This is a genomic window from Pseudomonas sp. BS3767 (genome assembly GCF_900099665.1).
GTDB lineage: Bacteria > Pseudomonadota > Gammaproteobacteria > Pseudomonadales > Pseudomonadaceae > Aquipseudomonas > Aquipseudomonas cerasi.
The window spans coordinates 25,848-47,808 of sequence record NZ_FNCX01000002.1 but is presented as its reverse complement, the minus strand read 5'-3'; the positions used below and the strand labels follow the sequence as shown (position 1 = coordinate 47,808).

Sequence of the window (21,961 nt, the reverse complement as noted above, 5' to 3'; positions counted from 1 at the left end):
TGGGCCATTGTTTCGTGATCAGCTCGCGCAGCATCTCGCTAAGAATGTAGCCAGGATCGCTATTTAAGCCTGCTGTGCACTCGAATTGAAGCGCTTCTCGCCCTGTAACGGTATACACGTTCCTGTCGAATAGCGCTGACACAGTGGTTTTAGCGAGGATCGGGGAAAAAACACCCCTAATGACCGATTCTGAGAGGTGGAGCGACGATAGCTCCCATACTTCCAGGATCAATGGACGTGTCCATCCGCGAGTCTCCCCCGATCTTACAACCGCCTCACTTACTGCCTTGGTGGTAATGAAAGGCTTCCTTTTACCGCCCATCACAAAGCTCCTTAAGATTCGTCGTCATATGCTGGATTGCCGACACTAGGTTGGTATGCGAGCCAGGTCATCGCGAGTAATGATCTTTACGGCATTGCCCAACGGAGAGTGGATACCTTCCAGCTCATCCTGACAGGTGACAGGTGACAGGTGACAGGTGACAGTCGATGTAAGTCGCTCTGCAGCTACCACGGCGCAAAGGCCATTAGCAGACTCGAGGAACTCATATCGAGCCGCCGATACACTATCCAAGCGCCTACGTGCATACCGCTGCATGAGTAGTCCAGCCTGTACAACCCCACAGCGATGACCTACCTGTGGGGGCCTTTTATACTGCTGAGCGAAGCGGAGCAGGGCCTTCCTGGCTTCTTCAGGATCCATCGAAAGCCTACCTTGGTGAGTCAAATAGTAGTTTTCCAATTCGTTGGCAGCGTCGATGAATAAGCGCTCTTGCCGATTCTCCCAGTCACTCCGCTCATCTGGTCACAACAACTTCAAGATCTTGCGCAGAGTGCTCATTTCTCAGCCGCGTTTCTGTTTTTTTCCTTCTGCGTAGCGATATTCGTCACGTTGCTCAATACAGAAAGATCTTTCTCCAGCTCATCAATCTGAGAAATCAGCATCAATTCCCTGGCTAAGCTCTGGTGATAGAGGTCTTTGAACAGCTTTTCAGACGCTTTGTTGGGTTTCGCGCTATTTTCTTTTTTTTGTTTGTCTGCGGCAGCCTTGGTCTTCTCGCGAAGCTCATCAAAGCACTCCCGATCTTTTCTGATAGAGCCTTTCCCGCGTCCAGCTTCCAAGGCCACGTTGTTGATTGTGATCTTGCTGCCCAGCGGCAAGATGTTTGGCTTGTTATCAACCAGTCGTTGAAGTGCTGTTTCATATTGAAGAATGACATCGGAAGTCATGAGTTCGCATCATCCTTAACAATCTCAACACGCTGTGTTTCATTTTTTGGGGCGCGTACTTTGGGGCGGGGATGTTTACCGTTAGGCGAGCTCTTTTGCAGTGCTGCTTTAGTCACGCTATCACGACTGATTTTAACTCCTGATGAAGCAGGCTGATTGTTGATCAGTCGTTGAAGAGCAGCTTCGTATTGTTGTTGTATAACATTTGAGTTCATGCGATCACCTGTGAGATTTTGTCTTTGAAGCGTTGCAGCATGCTGAGCTTGGTCTGCTCGGTGTTGTACGCGAACGTACCTTTTGGGATGCTTTCGATAACTTTAACTTGTATTAAGACCGCTTGGTCAAGCTTCTTTTCTTTAATGCAGGCGTTGCTGCAGTTGAGGCAAGCGACATAATTGTGGTGCGCGCGCTCGAAGCATTCGCCTACCTTGAGGCAGCCACCCATAATGGTTTCTTTATAGGAAAGTAACCCCTGTTTTACTTTTTTCAGGGTTTCGGCAAAATTGGTGGCGATGTTGCCCAGGAATGAATCTTTAACGTTGCGCTCATAGAAGGTTCCCGCAGCGCCATGAAGCGTTGCTTCTTCCATGATGACATCTTTCAAGAACAGGCTGGCCTCTGCTGGGACTGCTTGTTCTTGAAAGTATTTGACGATTTCAGGATTGAGATCCTCGAAGAGGTATTTGGCTGTGGTAAACCCTTTGGTGTAGTACAGTGACATTTGAAGCAAGGTGTGCTGCAGCATCCGCTTCAAGGAAGGGAGCGACACCAAACCACTTTGTGCAGCATATACTGCCATTGAACGTCTAAACTGGTGAGTTGTTAATCGCCAATTTTCACCCGGTTGGAATTCAGGCTGAGATTGCCAGTCCCTGAGAGGATCTAGCATTACTAGCTCATTAAAGTCCTCGGTATTGATAATCGTGGCCGAAAAGGTTTCTTCCCATTTAGAAGGAGAGAGGATGGCTTGGGTAAGTTTTGTTGATTTGCACTTCTTGTTGTAGTAGTTAGAGGTTGGCAAGTAAGTGACCGAAAGGAAAAGAAGATCTTGGGTGTTGACGTGTTTTGGTATGTGTTGCTTTATGAGTTGCGTGATTCTCATGGCTGCTTCGTAAGGGTAGAGAATGTCCGCAGAGGTTACCCATTTCGCTGGGCGAGGTGCTTTCGTTAGTTTTATTGTTAGTCCATGTACTATGTAAGTGTCATTTGAGATTTTTTCGATGCAGTTCTCTTTCAACAGGTACGCTTCTCGTTCACGCATTGCTGTGAATGTGTGTATAAGCATTTTGGCCGCATAATAACAACGGTTGAGATAATTTCCGACGTTTGCTAGTTGATTGAAATTGTATTTATCACTGATTTCACTTAGGCCGCATTCGGCTATGGCTTGGCTAAAAGGAACGTTAGGGCGCGCAGGGTTTTTTGATATTTGCTTCATCCTGCCGTAGTATGGATTGGCTGCTACCCGATGGTTCAGCTCATCAATCTCGTCTGCAATAGAGTTGTATTCCGCTAGGAGTTCCTTATAGTTCGAAATTTTATCAAATAGAATGCGGCCTGGGATAACTGGATGCTGCTCTGACTCGTCATTTGATTCTCGAATGAGCTGATCTATCAGTTTTAGGGCAAGAGGGGAGACCGGGTAGATTGAATCCTCAACAACCTTGTTGAGCATAGTTTGCAGGATTCTGAGACCAATTAACGATTCCACTTCTCGAATATATTCCCCAAACTCAACTGGGTTCACAAAGATCTCAGCGATAGTTAATTTTTTCTCGGAGGCGAATTCATGAACTTTACGAAGAGCTCCGTGATTGGACATAACTCCGTCGTGGCTAGGGTAAGACCCTGTTCTTTTGGAAGGACGATGAATCTGCACGCAGATAATTTTCTTCACTTGAGCTAAGCTTTCAATTTCTATCTTGTTTTTTGTGCTGAACTTGGAGAAGCATATCGCAGACGTCTTGATGTGATGATTGCTTAGCTGTGGTGTAGCCCATTTATTATGGGCAACGATAGAAATGATGCGTCCATCCTTGTCGCGACTGATGACTGTGTTGTCATTGATCTCGGACGCATCCATGTTTAAGTAAGCATCGTTGCCACTGTTGGCGTGTTTACGGGCGTTTGTCGATTTCATTTGACCGCTCCAATTCGTACCAGGTTATCAAGAAGTGCTGCCCAGTAGTCCGTTAGGATTTCGTTGGTAAAAACCTCTTTTTCAACCTTGCCTATTGAGTCGCTAATCTCTTTGGAGGTGTCTCTCAGTTTTCCAATGATGTAGTTGATTTTTCGCACAGTCGCTCCATTCAGTTTCTCGAATTCTTCAGCTGAAATGGACTGATATTTTATTTGCTCAAGAAAATATTGCAGACTGAGCAGTTTTCGGATGTCATTATTCGTGGCGTGGGCAACAAAGTGCTCGCAAAACAGGCATGTGATAAAGTTATTGCACGATGGTTCGGCCACAGGGTGCTCGATCTCCACCAACAGAACTGCCCTTCCAGGTTCAATGCAATGCCCGGAGGGAATACTGTTTTGTTTTCTTCTTTGCCGATTTTTCTTGTGTGCCTCTGAAAGAAGATTGTAAAAAGCACTAATTTCTTTCGTGGCCACATCATCAGCAGCAGTTGAATATGCCTTTGAGATTGTGCCGACACTGCTCTGCATGATTTGGTTGGCAGCCGCAACTCCAAATTCTTTTAGTAGAAAGTTGTATTTGTATAGTCGAAGTTGCCGGTAGCTTAAATAGGGAAAATTTTCGTCCAAGGTTTGACGTATAAAGTCTCCCAGCTTTCTCAGGGCGCTAGGTTGTAATGGTCGCCACTGTTTTTTTAATGAACATGGAATTTGAATGAATAGAGATTTAATTGCCCTATTCATTGTGAGGAAGGCTCTAAGTTTCAAGAAAATCTCAAACTCTCTCACAAAGCGGGCCGTTATAGTGAAACTCTGCACCTTCCTGCCCGCTCGCCATTTAACCGTTCTGAAACCTTGCACGCTCGGAGTTACTTCGTACTCCCCTGTTAACCATTCCAGATCTCTGATCTGCTGTTCGTTCATGCCGGTGTTTGCTGCGAACATCAATAGAAAACTATCATGCGCCAGCTTTCCCAGACGCTGTCTGTGAACAGTGAGCACATTCGGATCTTTATTTTCATTCGCGATAGTTTCCAAGGCTCGGTTGTACCGCTTAATGCGAAAATCATTGGTTTGCGGTATTAGAGTGCCTGTGTTGTAATGCCAAAGCTCTCTGATGAACGTAGGTGGCCGTGTTCCCTTCGTATGGCATAACCATTGAATAGGGAATGCCCAAAGATTATCGTCCATTAAATTAACTTTAAACGGGTACTTATTTCCATTCAGCAGAGCATCCGTAAACTCTTTGAAGATTTCAGTGCAAAGCTTCAGCCCACGAGCGACTTGATCCTCTGGTGGTACAGGTGTTGGATTGTAGTTTAGACTAACAGGCACCTTCGGTAGGGCTTGTTTGAAGTTAATGGTTGTTTCTGGAAAAAACCAATAAAGTACGGTAAAGGGAGCGCTTTGTTTTAGTGTGGCGGTATGGTATGTGTATTTTCCGCCCATGTGTATTTCGTAGATATGATTTGAATATTCTGAATAGGCTTCGTAATAAGTTTCAACGCTGTCAAATAAATCTGGGTATCCATTGTTGTAACTCCAACAGAGAAATTGATTGAGTTCTCGTGCATTCGAGAGGAAAGTAGATTGGCTGATTGCACCCGTTTTTACCGCCGTAACGGCGTTTCGGGCCCATCCATCAAGCGCCTTACATTTATTAGCGTCCAGGTCGAATTTCTGGCACTGATAGAATGCCGTGTTTGCTATCCGATAGCGGTTGCGAAAGCAATGTGACCCTACATGAAAGACAGCTTCGTCTTTAGTCGCAAATGCAACTTTATGTATCCCTAGCTCATCAATTTTGTCATCGATTTCTGACAGCGAGAGCTTATTGATGTCCACGACAGTGACGCCGGAAACCCGGCGTAAGTAGGACTTGACCTTAACAATATACATAGTTTTCTGACATTGTCTGTAAGTGTTGCTCGAACATGCTTTGAGCTTGGAATGTCAGCTCTTTATCCTCGAGATAGTTTAGATATCTTTCAGTGGTGCTTCTTTCTGAATGCCCCATGCGCTGCTGGACTTTCCCGAGTGCTCGTGTGTAAGCCACAGAATTAACTGGTAAACCTTTAAGCTTTTCCTCGAGAAGGTTCATGCCGAAACAAGCTCTTAGGTTGTGAAAGCGAAATTTGAATGATGTTTCAAGTTTGTTCAGGGCAGGCTGAAGTTTCTCGGAGATGAATTTTCGAACAGAATTTCCTTCTTGGATCGGGTTGTCTTGTCCTCTTCTCATGTCGCTTTTTGCAATGTGAAACGGATTGCCATGAGATGTAAGAAAAACATATTGTGCGCCATCCGTTGGCTGCCCCGCTTTAGAAGCTCTTTTATTGTAGCGTTCAGAATTTATGTATATGTAGATGAGACGATTTAACCATGATGGAATATAGATGTTCATTGACTTGTTGTTTTTGTTATCAATCGCTGTGCGGTGCCCTATTCTTATAGCTACTTCTGTCCCTCTCACGGCTTCAGGATTTACTATATCAGTCGTTCGCAGGGTGTATGTTGCCAGCGAGCGTGCTCCGCTAGTGAGTGCAACGAGAAAGCTAAGGATCATCTCTGTATTTTGTGTTTCAAACAAAACTTTGATGAGTGTGCGCTGCTGCTCTTCACAATACGGGTATAGCTTGCCGCCGTCTACAATGTACTCACCTGTATTGACCTCTGGTGACGATGTTATATTTAGGTTGGTGGTGATTACTTCTCTGCCACTGCTAAAGCCTTGTCGATTGTTGTAGCGAACGTATTTTTTTATTTCAATCCAAAGATCTTGAGTAGGATGGTAATCGAAACGATTTTTCATCCATCGATAAAAATTCACTACGATGCTAATGCGCGAGTTTGCCGTAGAAGTTGCAAGTAAATTTCCCTTTATTCGTTCTTCAAGTTCGGCTCTATAGTGATAAGTAGGTCGATTGCTCTGTCTGAGTGGAGTTGATAGATAATCTACTTGATCAATGGCCAGGGTATTGACGTAATCCACCAAGCCTTTCGCATACGATCTCAGCGTCTGGTCGGAAGGAGGGCTGTACTCTGACGCTCTTGAAAGAATGTAGAGAGACCCGTGGCGCCATATGGTGCCGTCTGGCTTAAGAATGACCGGGACGTTCCTCAGTTCGTATTTTCCCGAATCGCTCTTGAAGGGGCGAATAAGGTATTTGCCTTGGATGATTGCCGCCGCCTCAAGCAGTTCATCATCGGAAGCTATTTCTGCCTTAAATACGGAGATGAGAGGAAGCACTAAAAACCGATACTTTCGGTATGGAGTCTGGCGCGGTTCTCGGTTGACTGCTACAGGCATGCTTAGAAGGACTGAATGGGTTCGGGTATGGGATTTAAAGTTTTAGAGCAGGCGCTGTCAAGCATCATTCAAAGTATGCTGGAAGTATCCTCTAATCCATTTTTTAGGGTTTCTTCGGTAATATCTAATTAATTGACAATTTAATTTTGTATCATCCTTTGTTTGCTTTATTTGAGCGCTTGGCTTCCAGTCCGCATGTCTTTGGGGGTTGAGGTTTTTGAGGGTGAGTTGGAGGTTGGAAGGAGGCGTGATTGATTGTATATATAGTTTGTGGATATTAAATATAAAAAAAATCAACTGAGTGTGATGTTATCTAAGATAGGTACATTGGTTAATGACCAACGGCTGCCAAACCGGCAGCTGGAGAGGAGCGCTCTGAAATGTAGTCATCATGCGGAAGGCGTGGCACTGGGGGGCACTGCCACGAGGCGTGGAGGTGTACTCCAACTTACCAGCGAAAGGGCGAAGCCCACTGGCGATCTAGGCCCGCGCTCACTCTGCCAGAACGTTTCGATGTTCAAGCATGAGTTCCGAAGCATGTACTTAATTATTCGCTAAGCAGAGCGAGTTGATCGTGTCCGCTTACGAGTGATGCCAGTGATAGGTATCGCTAGGTCTAGCACAGCTCAGGTTGAAATCTGACTCACACAGCAAATCTCTCACCCCCCCGCTGGGAAAATCGACATCGGGCCAGGGTTCTATAGCTGAAGGAATGGAGCCGGAGACGGACTGACGTTCAAGGACGTGATCTGCAAAGCCTCGGAGCACGCACCAGCCTAATCGCATTTCTGTTGGCTTATAGGGCAGCAGATCGATTGCATGTAGCCGTGAAGTTTGACTATTAACACTGCCTGCTGATGACACGGAGGATGTGGGCACTTGCGGCCTTGCTAGTGAGAATTCTTGGAAACAAGGTTGTCCATTTTTTTGAAGAACTCACAGGGATCAGTCAATCGGTGAAAACTCACGGGTGGTTCTGCACTTTGACGGTGTGCAGGGTGATGTCCACCACGTCGCCATCTGCGCCGACCTGCGGCATTTCGATCCAGTCGCCGACGCGCAACATATCGTTGCTGGTCAGCTGCACACTGGCGACGAAGGAGAGCAGGGTGTCCTTGTAGACCAACAGGATGACCGCCGACATGGCGCCGAGGCCGGACAGCAGTAGCAGGGGCGAACGGTCGATCAGTGTGGCGACGATGATGATCCCGGCGAAGACGTAAAGAATCATCTTCGACAGCTGCACGTAACCCTTGATGGAGCGCGTGCGGGCGTGTTCGGTGCGCGCGTAGATGTCCAGCAGGGCGTTGAGCAGGGTGCCGATGGCTAATGTCATGAACAGGATGGTGAACGCCATGGCGATGTTGCCGATCACGTTCCGGCCCGCAGTGCTCAGGCCCGGGACCAGCGTGAGGCCGAACTGAATGACCAGTGACGGCACCATCTGCGCCAGTCGGTGAAAGACCTTGTTGTGGCGGAAGTCGTTGACCCAGTGCAGGGACGGCTGACGGCCGAGCATCCTGACGGCGTACAGCACCAGAAAGCGCGCCACGCGGCCAAGCACCAGTGCGGCGGTCAGCAACAGGATCAGCGCCAGCCCGGTGCGTACCCACGGGTGCTGATCGAGCATGTCCCAGATTTCCTGGGTCTTGAGCCAAAGCGAGTGAATATCCATAAAAGCATCGGGCCCGTTAAGCGAGGAGGGGGCGTGATTAGAACATTTACCGGGTCGGACAGGGCGGCCCGTGAGCACGAAGTGTACGTTGGGCAATGATTTCAAATTGTATCGATCGCTGAAGTAGACTCATCGCTCATTATCAAAGGAGTTGCGTCTTGCACCTATCCATCGTTCAACGCTGTGCGTCACGTCTCGGGTTGCAGGCCTTGTGGGTACTGGTCGGTCTGGCCTCGTCGACATTGGTCAGTGCCGCCGGTGCGTTACCGACCTACGGTGAAATGGACGCAGCAGGGTTCGCGGGCTCGCCCCGGGAGAACTACGCCCTGCAGGATTTTTCCGATAAATACCGTGCGACGCTGGATATTTCAGCCAAGGACGATGTGTTTCGTCCCGGCGTGATCAACGTGTACGACAAGGCCAGCGGTGCGGCGTTGATCCGCGTGCAGTCCGATGAACTGGTGCTCGGCACTGACCCGAAAACCGGCAAGGTCAAAACCAATGTGCACGAGTTGCCCTATGGCGAACAGAGCGTACTGATCTATCAGGATTTCAACTTCGATGGCATCAAGGACCTGGCCTTGATGGACGGGCAGAACAGCTGTTATCACGGCCCCTCGTATCAGGTCTTTCTCGGCACGGCCGATGGTTTTCGGCACAGCGATTCGTTTTCCGAACTGGCGCAAAACAACTGCGGCCTGTTCAGCGTGGATGAGAAAGCCCGCAAGATCGAGACCATGACCAAGGACGGTTGCTGCTGGCACCAGACGTCTACCTACAGCATCCGTAATGGCGAGCCGGTTCTGGAAACGCAGACGGTCCTTGACCATACCGGTGGGTCGGGACTGCCGACTGAAACAGTCAGTCGCAATCAGAATGGCAAGATGACGCACACCACCAGCATCGTCTGGGAGGAAGACCAGCAGCGTGAGATTCTTCTGTCGTTCAGGCTCGCGCCGTCCGGCAAGCGCATTGTGTTGTTCCGCTCAGGGGACGCAAGCCCGGTCTTCTACGCGGCCGTGGACAGCAAGAATCAGGTCGGGCTGCTGTTTCCCCAGGCTGAAGGTGAGCAACTGAAGTACGACGCTGCCATGCACGTATTGAGCTTCGTGCGCGGCGACACCGTTTACCGGATCGTGGGTGACGCAAAGGGTGCGCCCACCGCCATGCAAGTGGTGGTGCGTGGCAAAACCACCGAGCTGAAACTGCTTGCCGAGCCTGCTCAAGGTTCGCTGAACAAGGTCGCGCATGCGTTGAAAGCCGCGCAGTAATCAGGCGGCGGGGTGCTAGCCCCGATACCTCACCGCCTCGACAAACGCGCTGAATGCTGGCGACGCCTGTCGCCGGTTCGGGTAGTACAAGTGAAAACCTTCGAAGTAAGGGCTCCAGTCGACCAGCACTTCTTTCAGGCGGCCGCTGGCGATGTGCGGCTCGGCCATGGAGTCCGGCACGTAGGCCAGGCCCACGCCGTCCAGTGCGGCGTTGAGCACATGGATCATGCTGTTCGACGTAAATTGCCCGTTGACCCGTAGGTTGAGCTTGCGGCTGTCCTTCTCGAACTCCCAGGCGTAGCAACTGCCGTTTGGCGAGTGGCGGATGTTGATGCAGGTGTGTTGAGTCAGGTCCTGAGGCTGCAGCGGGACGGGATGTCGCTCGAAGTAGGCCGGCGAGCCGACCACTGACAAGCGCCAGTCAGGCCCCAGGCGCACGGCAATCATATCCTTGCTGATGGACTCCCCCAGACGGATGCCCGCATCGAAACGTTCGCTGACAATATTGGTGAAGCCGTAGTCGATGCAGATCTCGATCTGAATATCCGGGTACTGCGCCAGAAACCCTGCAAGCATCGGGCGGATGATGCCTTCTGCGGCGTCATCAGAGCAGGTAATGCGAATGGTGCCGGCGGGTTTGTCGCGCAGTTCGCCCAGCACTTCGACTTCTGCGGCAATCTGATCCAGCAGCGGCCCGATCGAGCGCATCAGCCGTTCGCCAGCGTCGGTCGGGGCCACGTTGCGGGTGGTTCTCGCCAGCAGGCGCAGGCCCATGCGCTCTTCAAGGCCACGAAGGGTGTGGCTCAGGGCTGAAGGCGTAACGCCCAGTCTGGTCGCGGCCTTGGTAAAGCTCTGATCGCGTGCCACCTGCAGGAAGGCTTGCAGGTCATTGAGTTTGGGTGTGCTCATTACTGAATCCCTCTCACAAGCGCGTATAAATTGTGGTGTCTAATCATCCTAATACCTTTGCCCTAACCTGTGCCGACTCATTTTTAACGTCGCCAGGTCAGGACGCATGCAAGTATTTGATTCAACCCTGAAGCAGTCCGAAATAACCACTCATCCGCCAGCCTGGGGCGCCGTGTTTTCGATGGCGCTGTGTGTGGTGGTGCTGATTGCGTCGGAGTTCATGCCGGTCAGCCTGCTGACACCTATCGCGCAGGACCTCGGTATCAGCCAGGGGCAGGCAGGGCAGGCGATTTCGATCTCCGGCTTTTTTGCCGTGCTGACCAGTCTGCTGAACACGCCGCTGACCGGACATCTGGATCGCAAGCCTGTCCTGCTGGGCTTCAGCCTGTTGCTGCTGGTGTCTGGCGTGATCGTCACGCTGGCCTCCAACGGCTGGTTATTCATGACGGGACGTGCATTGCTCGGGATTGCCATTGGCGGTTTCTGGTCGATGTCGACCGCCACCGTGATGAAGCTGGTGCCGAAGCAATCGGTCGCCAAGGGCCTGGCACTGATCAACGGCGGCAATGCGCTGGCGGCGACGGTCGCCGCGCCATTGGGCAGCTTCATGGGCCAGTACATCGGTTGGCGCGGGGCGTTTTTCCTGGTTATCCCGCTCGCGGCGCTGGCGTTTGCCTGGCAGTGGCTGAGCCTGCCGGCCATGCGCAGTCAGCCGAACAACCGGGCACGCAATCCGTTCCGCCTGCTGCGCAACCCGCAAGTGGCCGTTGGCATGAGCGCGATCGTGTTGCTGTTCATGGGCCAGTTCGCCGTCTTCACCTACCTGCGCCCGTTTCTGGAAGAGATCACCAGGGTCAGCGTCAACACGTTGTCCCTGATGCTTTTGGCGCTGGGGGCCAGCGGGCTGGTTGGCACCTACCTGATCGGCAGGCTGCTGCACACAGGCCTGTATGCCTGCCTGATCGCCATTCCGTTGCTGATGGCGGTGCTGGCCGTGGCGCTGACCGGCCTGGGCCATTCACCTCAGTCCGTCGCCATTGTGCTTGCCGTCTGGGGGCTGATTGCCACACCTGCGCCGGTCGCCTGGGGCCTGTGGTTGAGCCGTACGCTACCCGACGATGCCGAGGCGGGCGGCGGCCTGATGGTGGCGACCATTCAATTGGCGATCACCGCCGGGGCCGGTATCGGCGGTGCGCTGTTCGACAGCTTCGGTTGGTGGAGCCCGTTCGCATTCGGTGGCGTGTTACTGGCGTGTTCGGCCGCGCTGGCCTGGACGGCACGCGACAACGCGTCCCTGCAGGAAAGCAACACCGGTCAGGGCCGGGCAGATAAACGCGGGTCAATTTATCAACGAGGTAACACGCCATGAAAAAGATTCTTTTGATGCTTGGGCTTTTAATCAGCTCATACGCTGCGACAGGAGCAGACATGTCTCACGGTGCCGATAATTTCTACACAAGCGACAAGGTCGTTGCGCAAAAAGTGCTGTTCAACAACCAGTACAAGATGAAAGTCGCGGGCAACCTGTTTATACCCAAAGGCTCGAACCCGAACGTTAAAGCTCCGGCAATCATCGTCGGCCATCCGATGGGGGCGGTGAAGGAGCAAAGCGCCAATCTGTACGCGCAGAAACTGGCCGAGCAAGGGTTTGTCACCTTGTCGCTGGACCTGTCGTTCTGGGGCGGGAGCGAAGGCCAGCCACGTAACGCCGTTTCCTCCGATCTCTACGCCGAAGACTTCAGCGCCGCAGTGGACTTCCTGAGCACGCAGACCTTCGTGGACAAAAAACGAATCGGCGTGCTGGGGATTTGCGGCAGCGGCAGCTTTGTCATCAGTGCCGCGAAGATCGACCCGCGCATGAAAGCCATCGCCACGGTGAGCATGTATGACATGGGCGCCGCCAACCGCAACGGCCTGAAACACTCGCAGACGCTGGCGCAGCGCAAGAAGCTCATCGAGCAGGCGGCACTGCAACGTGACGTGGAATACAGCGGCGGCGACACCGCGTATACCAGTGGCACGGTACACAAACTGACTGACACATCCGGCCCGATCGAACGCGAGTTCTATGATTTTTATCGCACGCCACGGGGCGAGTTCACGCCCGAAGGCCAGTCCCCCGAACTGACCACTCACCCGACGCTGACCAGCAACATCAAGTTCATGAACTTCTATCCGTTCAACGACATCGCGACCATCTCGCCACGCCCGATGCTGTTCATCGCCGGTTCAAAGGCGCACTCGCTGGAGTTCAGCGAGGAAGCGTACAAACTGGCCGGCCAGCCCAAGCAATTGATCATCGTGCCAGAGGCCGGGCATGTGGATCTTTACGATCGGGTCGATCTCATCCCGTTCGACAAGCTGGGCGAGTTCTTCAAGAACAACCTGAAGTAATCCGCCTGAAAGCGCTACGCATGAAAAGGCCCTGCACAAGCAGGGCTTTTTTGTTATCGGTCACTGGTGGTTTCAAATCTGCCTAAAGATCCGCAGGCTCATCCTCATCCTCATCCTCATCACGAAGGTGAATGTCCAGCCCCTGCCGACCCGCTGCAAGATGAGGACGCAATGTCAGCGCCGGGATCTCGTAGTCACCGTCGTTCTGCCTGCGAAACGGCAAGGGCTCAAGGGTGAACAGGGTATCCAGGCGGTCGCCGTAGTCGGCGCAAATCCGCGCAAAGGTTGCGCTGTCCACCTTGCCTGCCCGGTACACAGGGAAGGGCGCGAGCACCTCGAAACCTGGATAGAACAGGATGCCGTGCTGGATAGGAAAGAGCACGTCGTTCAGCGCCCCGTTTACGCCACGCTCGCTGTAGTGGGACTCCCAGCCGCCCATGGTCACCGTCAGCATGGCGCGCTTGCCTGCCAGCGCTCCCTCACCGTATCGATCACCCCAGTGCTGGTCGCTGTGCTCGCCCACGCCGTAGGCGAAACCACAGGCGTACACCCGCTCTATCCAGCCTTTCATGATTGCCGGCATCGAAAACCACCAGAGCGGAAACTGAAATATGACGGCGTCTGCCCAGAGCAATCTGGCCTGTTCGGCCTCGATGTCCGGCGGTTGAATACCGGCGGCAAATACGCGTTGCGACTCAAGGGCAGGGTCAAAGCGGCTGCTGCTCTCAAGGCCAGGTGCATCGTTGGCGTCGATTGTCGCCTTCCAGCCCATCTGGTAAAGGTCGGACACCTGCACCTGATGGCCTTTGCTCTGCAGATGATCGACTGCGAAGTCTTTCAACGACCCATTCAGCGAGCGCGGTTCGGGGTGGGCGTAGACAATAAGTACGTTCATGAGGGGCTCCGGTTTGTCTGTCATGAGGCAACGCTACACACTCGATCGGGTATGCTGGAAATCAATCTCCCAAACACTGGGTATGTGCATGAACAATACCTTGCGGCGTATCGACCTCAATTTGCTGATCACGCTGGATGCATTGCTCTCGGAGCAGAATGTGACCCGCGCGGCGCATCGGCTGAACCTGACTCAGCCGACGGTCAGCCTGCAATTGGGCAGGCTGAGGCAGGTACTGGGTGATCCATTGCTGTTGCCGGGACCGCGGGGCATGACCCCGACTGCGCGGGCCGAACAACTGCGCGAACCGCTCAGGCAGGCGCTTGCAGCGCTGGAGTCCGCTTTGCTGCCCGGTCGGGATTTCGATCCGGCAAAGGCCGATCACACCTGGCGCGTGGCCGCCAGCGACTACGCGACCATCGCGTTGATATGGCCGTCGCTCGGCAGGTTGCGCAGCAGTGCTCCGGGTACGCGCCTGGCCCTGTTGAACAAGCACCCGGTCAGCCTTGCCGCGGATCTCGAAAGCGGTCGACTGGATCTGGCGTTGCACACCCGCGATGAGGCGCCGCCCAAGCTGCGTCAGCGGTCGTTGATCCATGAACGTTATGTGCTTGCTGCCCGGCATGATCATCCGGATTTTGTGCAGCCCGTATCGCTGACACGTTTCTGTGAGCTGGAGCATGCGGTCATGTCTCCCAACGGCGGCGGGTTCGCCGGAAGCACCGATCAGGCCCTGGCGGCGCAGGGGTTAAGCAGACGGGTCGTGTTGTCGGCGCCGCATTTCGGCTCGCTGGTGTCTGCACTGACCAGCAGCGACCTGGTTGCAGTGGTGCCCGAACGGCTGGTGCGCGCCCAGCCGACGCTCGTGGTTCAGGAACCGCCGCTTTCGATTCCCGGGTTTGAAATGCTCATGCTGTGGCCTGAGCGTTTGCACCGTGATCCGGCTCATATGTGGCTGCGAGAACTGATGGCTTCGGCCATTGATTGAGCCGTGCGGCGCTCATGATTCAAGCCCGCAGCCTGCGTTCGCGTAACGCACTCAAACACTCGCGCCCCGCAGCCTCGGCGGTTTGCATGACTGTCTGGCTGTTGTCCTCGGTGATCCAGGTCAGCAGCCGGACCTGCCCCGTCGCCTGGCTGCCGCCGTGCATGCGAGACAGGGTTTCGCGGTGCTTGAGCATGGCTTTCATGCGGGTGGCGAGCATGAAGATATCGTCGATGAAACCGTCTTCGACGTTGTCGTGATGCTCGATGCCCAGCCCCGTGGCGTCGTGGTCGATACGCAGGTGGTAGTGCATGGCCCCGGTTGCATCCTCGCTGCCGAACAGCGCGATGACGAAGCCTTTGCCCAGCAGTGAGCGCAAGGCGTGCTGGATGATTTCCTGCACATCGGGGGTGATCTGTCTGACTTCGCGGCTCATGTAACGACTCCTGACCTGATGAGTAGTGCAGGCAGTATTCAACGACGGGATGTAAAGCGCGGTCCGGGCCAGGTAATGCTGGGTAAAGACCGCCTTGTTCATGCTGTAAAAGGTCCGCCTCAAAAGGTCTGGCCCAGCGAGAACTGGAACACTTGGGTCTCGGCGTCTTCGGGCTTTTTGATCGGCACGGCGAGGTCGAAGCTCAGGGGGCCGAGCGGCGAGTACCAGGTCACGCCGACGCCGACCGAACTGGCCATCTGGTCGATATTGATGTTGCCGCAGTTCTGCGTGGTGGTCAGGTAGCACTTGTCCGCGTAAACCGTGCCGAAGTCCCAGAACAGCGAGGTGCGCAGGGATTTCTGGTCTTTGACGAAGGGCATCGGGAACAGGTATTCCATGCCGCCGGTGATCAGGATGTTGCCGCCCAGGGCTTCGGTGTCGCGGTCGGAATAGTAGATCTGCCCCTGACTGGCGTAGGTGCCGGTGGCGGGGGTATTGCGTGGCCCCAGCGTGCCGTCCTTGAAGCCGCGCACCGTGGCCTGGCCGCCCGCCGTATAGTTTTCGTAGAAGGGCAGGCCGTCGGTATCGCCGTAACCGTTGCCGTAGCCGAGTTTGGTATGCAGGCGCAGCGAGGTGGTGTCGCTGAGCGGCAGGAAGGTCTGGCCGTTGTAGTCGAGTTTGTAGAACTGCAGGTCACTGCCCGGCACGGTGCTGGTCAGGGTCAGGCTTTGCGAGTGACCGCGGGTGGCCAGTACGCCTTTGTTGAGGGTCGATTCCGACCAGCCGACGCTGGCCTTGAGGTTGGTGAACGCATCCCCCTCGCGCTCGATGAAGTCGTAGATCTCGTCAGCGCTGTAGCTGCCGGCGTCGAGGGTGTCACGCTGGATCGACAGCCCGTAGGTCAGGCGCGATGTTTCGCTGATCGGATAGCCGAGGTTGACCCCGGCGCCCACGCTGTTGAGCGAATAGTAGGAGACCTCGTCGTCATCGTCGTAGTACTTGCTGTAGTCGGTCGCGTTGTAGAAAACGTTGTAGCCCAGGCTCACCCCGTCAGGCGTGAAGTACGGGTTGGTGAACGCGAAGTTGTACTTGGTCTGATACTCGGAGCGGGTCATGCCAAGGCTGGCGAAGTTGCCGGTGCCGAGGATGTTGTTCTGCGAGATGGAGCCACCCAGTATCAGCCCGGCGCTTTGCGAAAAGCCCACGCTGGCAGTGATGTTGCCCGAGGCTTGTTCTTCGACGGCGTAGTTGATGTCCACCTGATCGTCGGTGCCGGGGACCGCTGGCGTTTCGACGTTCACTTCCTTGAAGAAACCGAGACGCTCCAGGCGCACCTTCGACTGGTCGATCAGGTAGGTCGAGGCCCAGCCGCCTTCCATCTGACGCATTTCACGACGCAGCACCTCATCGGCGGTCTTGGTGTTGCCGCGAAAGTTGATGCGGTTGGCGTAGGCGCGCTTGCCGGGGTCGACCACGAAACTGATATCGACGGTGTGATTGGCCTCGTTGGCTTTCGGCACGCCATTGACGTTGGCGAATGTGTAGCCATCGTTGCCCAGACGACGGGTGATCAGGTTGGTGGTGTCAGTCATGACCTTGCGTGAAAACACCTGGCCCGGTTTGACCAGAATCAGTTGTTCGAGCTGGTCCTTCGGCACTTTCAGGTCGCCGCCCAGTTTGACGCTGCCCACGGTGTACCGGTCGCCTTCGGTGATGTTGACGGTAATGAACACGCCTTTCTTGTCAGGTGTCAGCGATACCTGCGTCGAGTTGATATCCATGTTGATGTAGCCGCGGTCCAGGTACCAGGAGCGCAGTCGTTCCAGGTCGCCGGAAAGTTTTTCGCGGGCGTACTTGTCATCGTTCTTGAAAAACGACAGCCAGTTGCTGGTCTTGAGCTGAAACTGATCAGCCAGTTGTTCATCGGAGAACACGGTGTTGCCGACCACGTTAATGTGCTGGATCGACGCCACCGTCCCTTCGTCGATGGTGATTTTCAGGGCAATGCGGTTGCGTGGTGCAGGCAGCGCCTGAGTATCGACCGAGGCACTGTAGCGGCCCTGGGAGAAATACTGGCGTTGCAGTTCATTGCGCACGCCTTCAAGCGTGGCGCGCTGGAATATCTCGCCCTCACTGAGCCCCGACTGCTTGAGCCCCTTCATCAGGTCGTCGGTGCTGATGACCTTGTTGCCGACAATCTCGATACTGGCGATAGAAGGGCGTTCGACTACATTGATCACCAGCACATTGCCATCGCGTGCAACGTTGATGTCTTGAAAGAAACCGGTCTTGAACAGTGAGCGCGACGCGTCGGCCAGACGCTGCTCATCGGCCTGATCGCCGACATTGAGCGGCAGCGCAGCGAATACGCTGCCGGCAGATACGCGTTGCAGGCCGTTGACGCGGATGTCCGAGATGGCAAAAGTATCGGCGTGTACCAGCGGGACGCTGAATAACAGGCAGAACGATAGAAGCAGACGCGAAGAAATCATCAAACCCTTTCCAGAAAGCTGCGACAAAGGCATTTGAGCGCTGCCGATGACACGCCAGAAAGGGCCGGTCCGGCGGGCGCTGTTGGCTGCGCAGCATAGGGGGAGGGCATGTTGGGGACGGTTAACGCCGTGTAAGGTTAGGTAAAGATCAACGAGCCCGGCTGACACGCCGCAGCAGCGCCGGGATAATCGGCAACTACCAATCAAGGGCCTGCCATGACTTCCGTATTGCTTGTCGACGATGATCGGGAACTGACGGAAATGCTCAGCCAGTACCTGACCCGTGAAAGCTTCGACGTGACCTGCACCAACAGCGCTGAAGAGGGCGAGGTTGAAGCCTTGTCCGGGCGTCACGACATCGTCGTGCTGGACATCATGATGCCGCGCATCTCCGGCATTGAGGTGCTGCGGCGGATCCGCGCGCAAAGCCAGGTGCCGGTGATTCTGCTGACCGCCCGCGGCGACAATATCGACCGTATTTCCGGTCTGGAACTGGGCGCCGACGATTACGTGCCCAAGCCCAGCTCGCCGGGTGAGCTGGTGGCGCGTCTGCGGGCGATCATGCGCCGGGTGCGTGCGGTGCCGGTGATCGAGACGGTCAGGGATGTGATTCAGGCCGGAGAGCTGATGCTCTGGCCAGGCAAGCGTGAAGCGCGCTGGCAGGGCGTGACGCTTGAACTGACCGGCAACGAGTTCTGCCTGCTCGAAGAGCTGGCGCGGCATGCCGGGCAACTGGTCAGCAAACAGAACCTGTCGATGAACGCGCTGGGACGGCCGCTGGCCCGCTACGATCGCAGTATCGACGTGCACATCAGCAGCATTCGCCACAAGCTCGGCCCGCGCAACGATAACCAGAGCTGGATACAGAGCGTGCGTAATCTGGGCTATATGTTGATCACGCCATGAGGCCGAGCCGGTTGTTCTGGAAGCTGTTTCTGGCGTTCTGGCTGGCGACCAGCCTGACCTTCATGGTCGGTGCCGGCCTGTTCATGTTCACCCAGGCAGGGCGGGACGATCCCTCGTTCAGCACGGTGCTCGACAACGAAGTGCGCATTTTGCAGCGCTCGGGCATTGCCGCAGGGCGGGCGTTGCTCGATGCCTGGCAGCCGGAGGGTCACAGCAAGGTCGGTCTCTACGACAGCCAGGGGATGCTGCTGGCGGGCGATTCGCTGGAAAACCCTCGCTTCGAACTCGCCGTGCGTACGCGCGAAGGTGCACTCGTGCATATCCGCTCTACCCAGCGTCCCAACCATGACGATCAACCCTCTCACCTCAATCCGCTGATCACCGGCACGGTCATGAGCGCGCTGTTCAGCTGGTTTCTCAGCAGCTATCTGGTGGCACCGCTGATTAAATTGCGCGAGGCGATGGGCAAGGTCGCCAGAGGCCGATTCGACACACGGGTGAAACCTGATATGGGCCGGCGGCGCGATGAAATCGTCGACCTCGCCGAGGATTGCGACCGCATGGCCAATCAGCTCAAGGTCATGGCCGACTCCCAGCAACAACTGCTGCATGACATTTCCCATGAGCTGCGTTCGCCGCTGACGCGCATGAGTGCCGCCATCGGCCTGCTGCGCCAGGAGCCGACCCAACTGGACATGCTCGAACGCATCGAGCGCGAATCGGAGCGAATGGACTCGCTGATCGAAGAATTGCTGACCCTGGCGCGCATGCAGAGCGATGTCGAAAGCCTGACCCGCGACGAGGTCGATGTCATCAGCCTGCTGGCAGCCATCGTCGAAGATGCCGAATTCGAGGCCGGACTGAAGCAGTGTCGGGTCAGGCTGCAGGCTCCCGGATCTTTCGTCGCCCAGGTCGACAGCGAATTACTTTATCGGGCCTTCGAAAACGTCATCCGCAATGCCGTTCGCCACACGGCGGTCGGCACGGATGTGGTGGTGGTCGCCAACGTTCAGGCCCAGCCGCTGTGCCTGATGGTCAATGTCATCGATCAGGGGCCAGGTGTGGACGAGGCGTGTCTGCAACGGATTTTCCAGCCCTTCGAGCGCGGTCCGGAGAATGCCGCGCAGGGCTTTGGTCTGGGCCTGGCCATCGCCCTGCGGGCTATCGAAATGCACGGCGGGCAGATCGCCGCACGCAATCGGCCGGGCGGCGGTCTGGTGGTCGATGTACTGCTGCCGGTGTCGTGACTGCGCTCGATGACCGTCCCTCGGCGCGTTGCTCAATGCTCAGCGCAGCGGCGCCTGCAGACTGGCCCTGAGCCCAACCTGCGGACGATTGTCGAGGCTCACGTTGCCACCCATCAATAGCGCGACTTTCTGCACGATGGCCAGTCCCAGACCCACGCCTTGATCGTTGCCACGGCTGTAGAACGGCTCGAACAAGCGCTCGCGCTCCTGCTCGTCGATACCGGGGCCCTGATCGTCGACGTTGAGCCGGAAGCAATGCTCACTGAACGTCAGCCCCACCGTGACCTGGCCACCTTCGGGTGAGAAGTTGACGGCATTGGTGATCAGGTTGTGCAAGGCAATGTCCAGCGCGGGGAAGTCGACCATGACTTCGCGGCTGGCTTCAGTGCATTCAAAGGACAGCTCCAGATGCTTGCTCAGCACCCACGGTGTCAGCTGCACCAGACTGTCGCGCACGGCGCTGACCAGATCCACCGCTACCTTGCCCGCTGGCGAAGGGCCGGGCTCCAGACGCGCAATGGTCAGTAACTGGTTGACCAGCCGCGTCGTACGGTCCACGCCGATGATCAGGTAGCCCAGCGACTGTTGCCGCTGCTCTTCGTTGTGCGCTTCCAGGACGTTTTGCGCGTGCACCCGCAGGACCGCCAGAGGCGTGCGCATTTCGTGGGCCGCATCGGCAATGAAGCGTCGCTCGCGTTTGAGCAGGTCCTGAATCTGCCCCAGCAGGCGGTTCAGGGCGGCCTGCATGGGCTCCAGTTCAGCGGGCAGGGCGTTGAGTTGCAGAGGGTGCAGAGAGCCGGCGTTACGGCCACGCAGGGTATTGGCGAAATCGGCCAGTGGCCTCAGCCCCCAGCGGATCGCCAGCCAGATGGCGATCATCAGCACCAGACTGCCGATCAGGTTCGGCAAGACCGTGTGGCGCACAATGCGGTTGACCAGATCCGAGCGCACGTCATCGCGCTCACCGACCCAGACCAGCAGCCCGTGCTGTTGGTCCCTGAGCACGAAGGCTCGCCATTGATGGCCGGTCATGTCATTGAAATCACTGAACCCGGTGCTCTGTGGCGGATGAGTGAAGGTCGGGGCGCTGGCGGTGTGTACCAGCGAATTGTTGTCCTTGTCCCAGACCTGAAAGGCGATCTTGCCCTCGTAAGGATGGCCGTCCACACGCGGTTCGGCCTGGGCGAGCGCCTGATTGAAGGCCTGATAGAGCTGCGCGTGTTCCTTGCGCTCCATGGGCATGCGCATCACGCCTTCCAGCAGTCTTGCGTTCTGCGCCAGCTGGGCATCGTAGATTTCCGCGATTTCGTGATTGCTGTCATGCACGTTGAACAGCGTCAGGACCAGAAGACCACACAGCAGCAGGCCGATGATCAGTGTCAGTGTGCGGCGGCGTATCGACTTCAAGAACGCTCCTCCACCAGGTAACCCACGCCTCGAATGGTACGGATCAGGGTGCTGGAAAACTTTTTGCGCAGATGGTGAATGTGCACTTCGAGGGTGTTGCTTTCGGCCTCTTCATTCCAGCCATAGAGCAGCTGCATGAGCCGTTCGCGGGTCATGACCCTGCCTGGTGGCGAGAGCAATTCATACAGCAATTGGTATTCCTTGGGCGTCAGCGCAACTGCAGCATCGTGATAGCTGACCTGTTGCGTGCTGGGGTCCAGACGGATGCCGTTGTGTTCGATCAGCACCTTGGCGCGCCCGGCACTCCGGCGTAGCAGGGCGCGCAAGCGGGCTTTCAGCTCGGACACATCGAAGGGTTTGACCAGATAATCGTCAGCACCACTGTCCAGTCCGATAATCCGGTCTTCGGTGGCGTCGCGTGCGGTCAGGATCATGACCGGCAGCGTCGAGCCGCTGTGACGCAGTCGACGCAACACTTCAAAGCCGCTCAGCGTCGGCAGGCCGACGTCGAGAATGGCCAGATCGAAGCTCTCGCTGAGCAGGGCATGCAGGGCGCTGCTGCCGTCCTTGATCCAGTCAACGGTGTAGCCTTCCCGGCTGAGTGCCTGCTGAATGCCTTCGCCCAGTGCAACGTCGTCTTCGATAAGCAGCAGACGCATGGTCTCTCC

17 protein-coding genes and 1 pseudogene are annotated in these 21,961 nt (G+C 55.4%); 6 read left to right on the top strand and 12 right to left on the bottom strand.

What is annotated here, in order from left to right:
- Positions 1-837: 837 nt before the first annotated feature.
- The 6 genes and pseudogenes from BLR16_RS04675 to BLR16_RS04655 all read right to left on the bottom strand — a co-directional run.
- Positions 838-1,230, bottom strand: a complete 393-nt coding sequence (locus tag BLR16_RS04675) for a hypothetical protein (RefSeq protein ID WP_074804632.1) — start codon at positions 1,228-1,230, stop codon at positions 838-840.
- Positions 1,227-1,445, bottom strand: coding sequence for a hypothetical protein (locus BLR16_RS27875; RefSeq protein ID WP_129402456.1), 219 nt, complete (start codon positions 1,443-1,445; stop codon positions 1,227-1,229). The genes BLR16_RS04675 and BLR16_RS27875 overlap by 4 nt, the downstream gene beginning before the upstream one ends.
- Entirely contained in the window at positions 1,442-3,370 is a 1,929-nt protein-coding gene (locus BLR16_RS04670) for a site-specific integrase (protein ID WP_074804629.1), read from the bottom strand. Before BLR16_RS04670 ends, BLR16_RS27875 begins: the two co-directional genes overlap by 4 nt.
- Positions 3,367-5,214 (bottom strand): integrase, encoded by a 1,848-nt coding sequence (locus tag BLR16_RS04665; RefSeq protein WP_129446482.1) that lies wholly within the window; start codon positions 5,212-5,214, stop codon positions 3,367-3,369. Before BLR16_RS04665 ends, BLR16_RS04670 begins: the two co-directional genes overlap by 4 nt.
- A 40-nt stretch (positions 5,215-5,254) precedes the next feature.
- Positions 5,255-6,676, bottom strand: a complete 1,422-nt coding sequence (locus BLR16_RS04660; protein ID WP_074804620.1) for a site-specific integrase — start codon at positions 6,674-6,676, stop codon at positions 5,255-5,257.
- Positions 6,677-7,649: 973 nt separating this feature from the next.
- Positions 7,650-8,351 (bottom strand): annotated as a pseudogene (locus BLR16_RS04655) (mechanosensitive ion channel domain-containing protein); the annotation flags it as partial.
- A 158-nt stretch (positions 8,352-8,509) separates the two neighbouring features.
- Here BLR16_RS04655 and BLR16_RS04650 point away from each other — a divergent pair.
- Entirely contained in the window at positions 8,510-9,622 is a 1,113-nt protein-coding gene (locus BLR16_RS04650) for an XAC2610-related protein (protein WP_074804614.1), read from the top strand.
- 15 nt (positions 9,623-9,637) lie between these two features.
- Here the strand turns inward: BLR16_RS04650 and BLR16_RS04645 are convergent, their stop codons facing one another.
- Entirely contained in the window at positions 9,638-10,531 is an 894-nt protein-coding gene (locus BLR16_RS04645; protein WP_072366829.1) for a LysR family transcriptional regulator, read from the bottom strand.
- A gap of 106 nt (positions 10,532-10,637) precedes the next feature.
- Between BLR16_RS04645 and BLR16_RS04640 the strand changes: the two genes are divergently transcribed.
- Both BLR16_RS04640 and BLR16_RS04635 read left to right on the top strand, forming a co-directional pair.
- Complete coding sequence (locus BLR16_RS04640) at positions 10,638-11,900, top strand: MFS transporter (RefSeq protein WP_074804613.1); 1,263 nt, start codon at positions 10,638-10,640, stop codon at positions 11,898-11,900.
- The gene (locus BLR16_RS04635; protein WP_074804610.1) at positions 11,897-12,925 is read left to right on the top strand and encodes an alpha/beta hydrolase; all 1,029 of its coding nucleotides are present in this window, start codon (positions 11,897-11,899) and stop codon (positions 12,923-12,925) included. Before BLR16_RS04640 ends, BLR16_RS04635 begins: the two co-directional genes overlap by 4 nt.
- Before the next feature lie 82 nt (positions 12,926-13,007).
- On the opposite strand, the gene BLR16_RS04630 is transcribed toward BLR16_RS04635, so the two are convergent.
- Positions 13,008-13,820 carry an NAD(P)H-dependent oxidoreductase gene (locus BLR16_RS04630; protein WP_074804607.1) on the bottom strand — a complete coding sequence of 271 codons (813 nt, stop codon included), beginning with the start codon at positions 13,818-13,820 and terminating at the stop codon, positions 13,008-13,010.
- 88 nt (positions 13,821-13,908) lie between these two features.
- Between BLR16_RS04630 and BLR16_RS04625 the strand changes: the two genes are divergently transcribed.
- Positions 13,909-14,808, top strand: coding sequence for a LysR family transcriptional regulator (locus BLR16_RS04625; RefSeq protein ID WP_060708118.1), 900 nt, complete (start codon positions 13,909-13,911; stop codon positions 14,806-14,808).
- 19 nt (positions 14,809-14,827) lie between these two features.
- Here BLR16_RS04625 and BLR16_RS04620 read toward each other — a convergent pair whose 3' ends face one another.
- Both BLR16_RS04620 and bamA read right to left on the bottom strand, forming a co-directional pair.
- Positions 14,828-15,241: a hypothetical protein gene (locus BLR16_RS04620; protein WP_003431083.1), complete on the bottom strand. Its 414-nt coding sequence runs from the start codon at positions 15,239-15,241 to the stop codon at positions 14,828-14,830.
- 119 nt (positions 15,242-15,360) lie between these two features.
- A complete protein-coding gene (gene bamA / locus BLR16_RS04615) occupies positions 15,361-17,733 on the bottom strand; it encodes an outer membrane protein assembly factor BamA (protein WP_074804604.1) in 2,373 nt (790 codons plus the stop codon).
- A gap of 216 nt (positions 17,734-17,949) precedes the next feature.
- On the opposite strand from bamA, the gene BLR16_RS04610 reads away from it, so the two are divergent.
- Together BLR16_RS04610 and BLR16_RS04605 are read left to right on the top strand one after the other, a co-directional pair.
- Positions 17,950-18,639 (top strand): response regulator transcription factor, encoded by a 690-nt coding sequence (locus tag BLR16_RS04610; RefSeq protein WP_003393298.1) that lies wholly within the window; start codon positions 17,950-17,952, stop codon positions 18,637-18,639.
- An 11-nt stretch (positions 18,640-18,650) separates the two neighbouring features.
- Positions 18,651-19,886 carry a HAMP domain-containing sensor histidine kinase gene (locus BLR16_RS04605; RefSeq protein ID WP_161437936.1) on the top strand — a complete coding sequence of 412 codons (1,236 nt, stop codon included), beginning with the start codon at positions 18,651-18,653 and terminating at the stop codon, positions 19,884-19,886.
- Between the two features lie 39 nt (positions 19,887-19,925).
- Here BLR16_RS04605 and BLR16_RS04600 read toward each other — a convergent pair whose 3' ends face one another.
- Entirely contained in the window at positions 19,926-21,293 is a 1,368-nt protein-coding gene (locus BLR16_RS04600) for a sensor histidine kinase (protein WP_074804597.1), read from the bottom strand.
- Complete coding sequence (locus BLR16_RS04595) at positions 21,290-21,952, bottom strand: response regulator (protein ID WP_003393295.1); 663 nt, start codon at positions 21,950-21,952, stop codon at positions 21,290-21,292. Before BLR16_RS04595 ends, BLR16_RS04600 begins: the two co-directional genes overlap by 4 nt.
- Between the last annotated feature and the right edge of the window lie 9 nt (positions 21,953-21,961).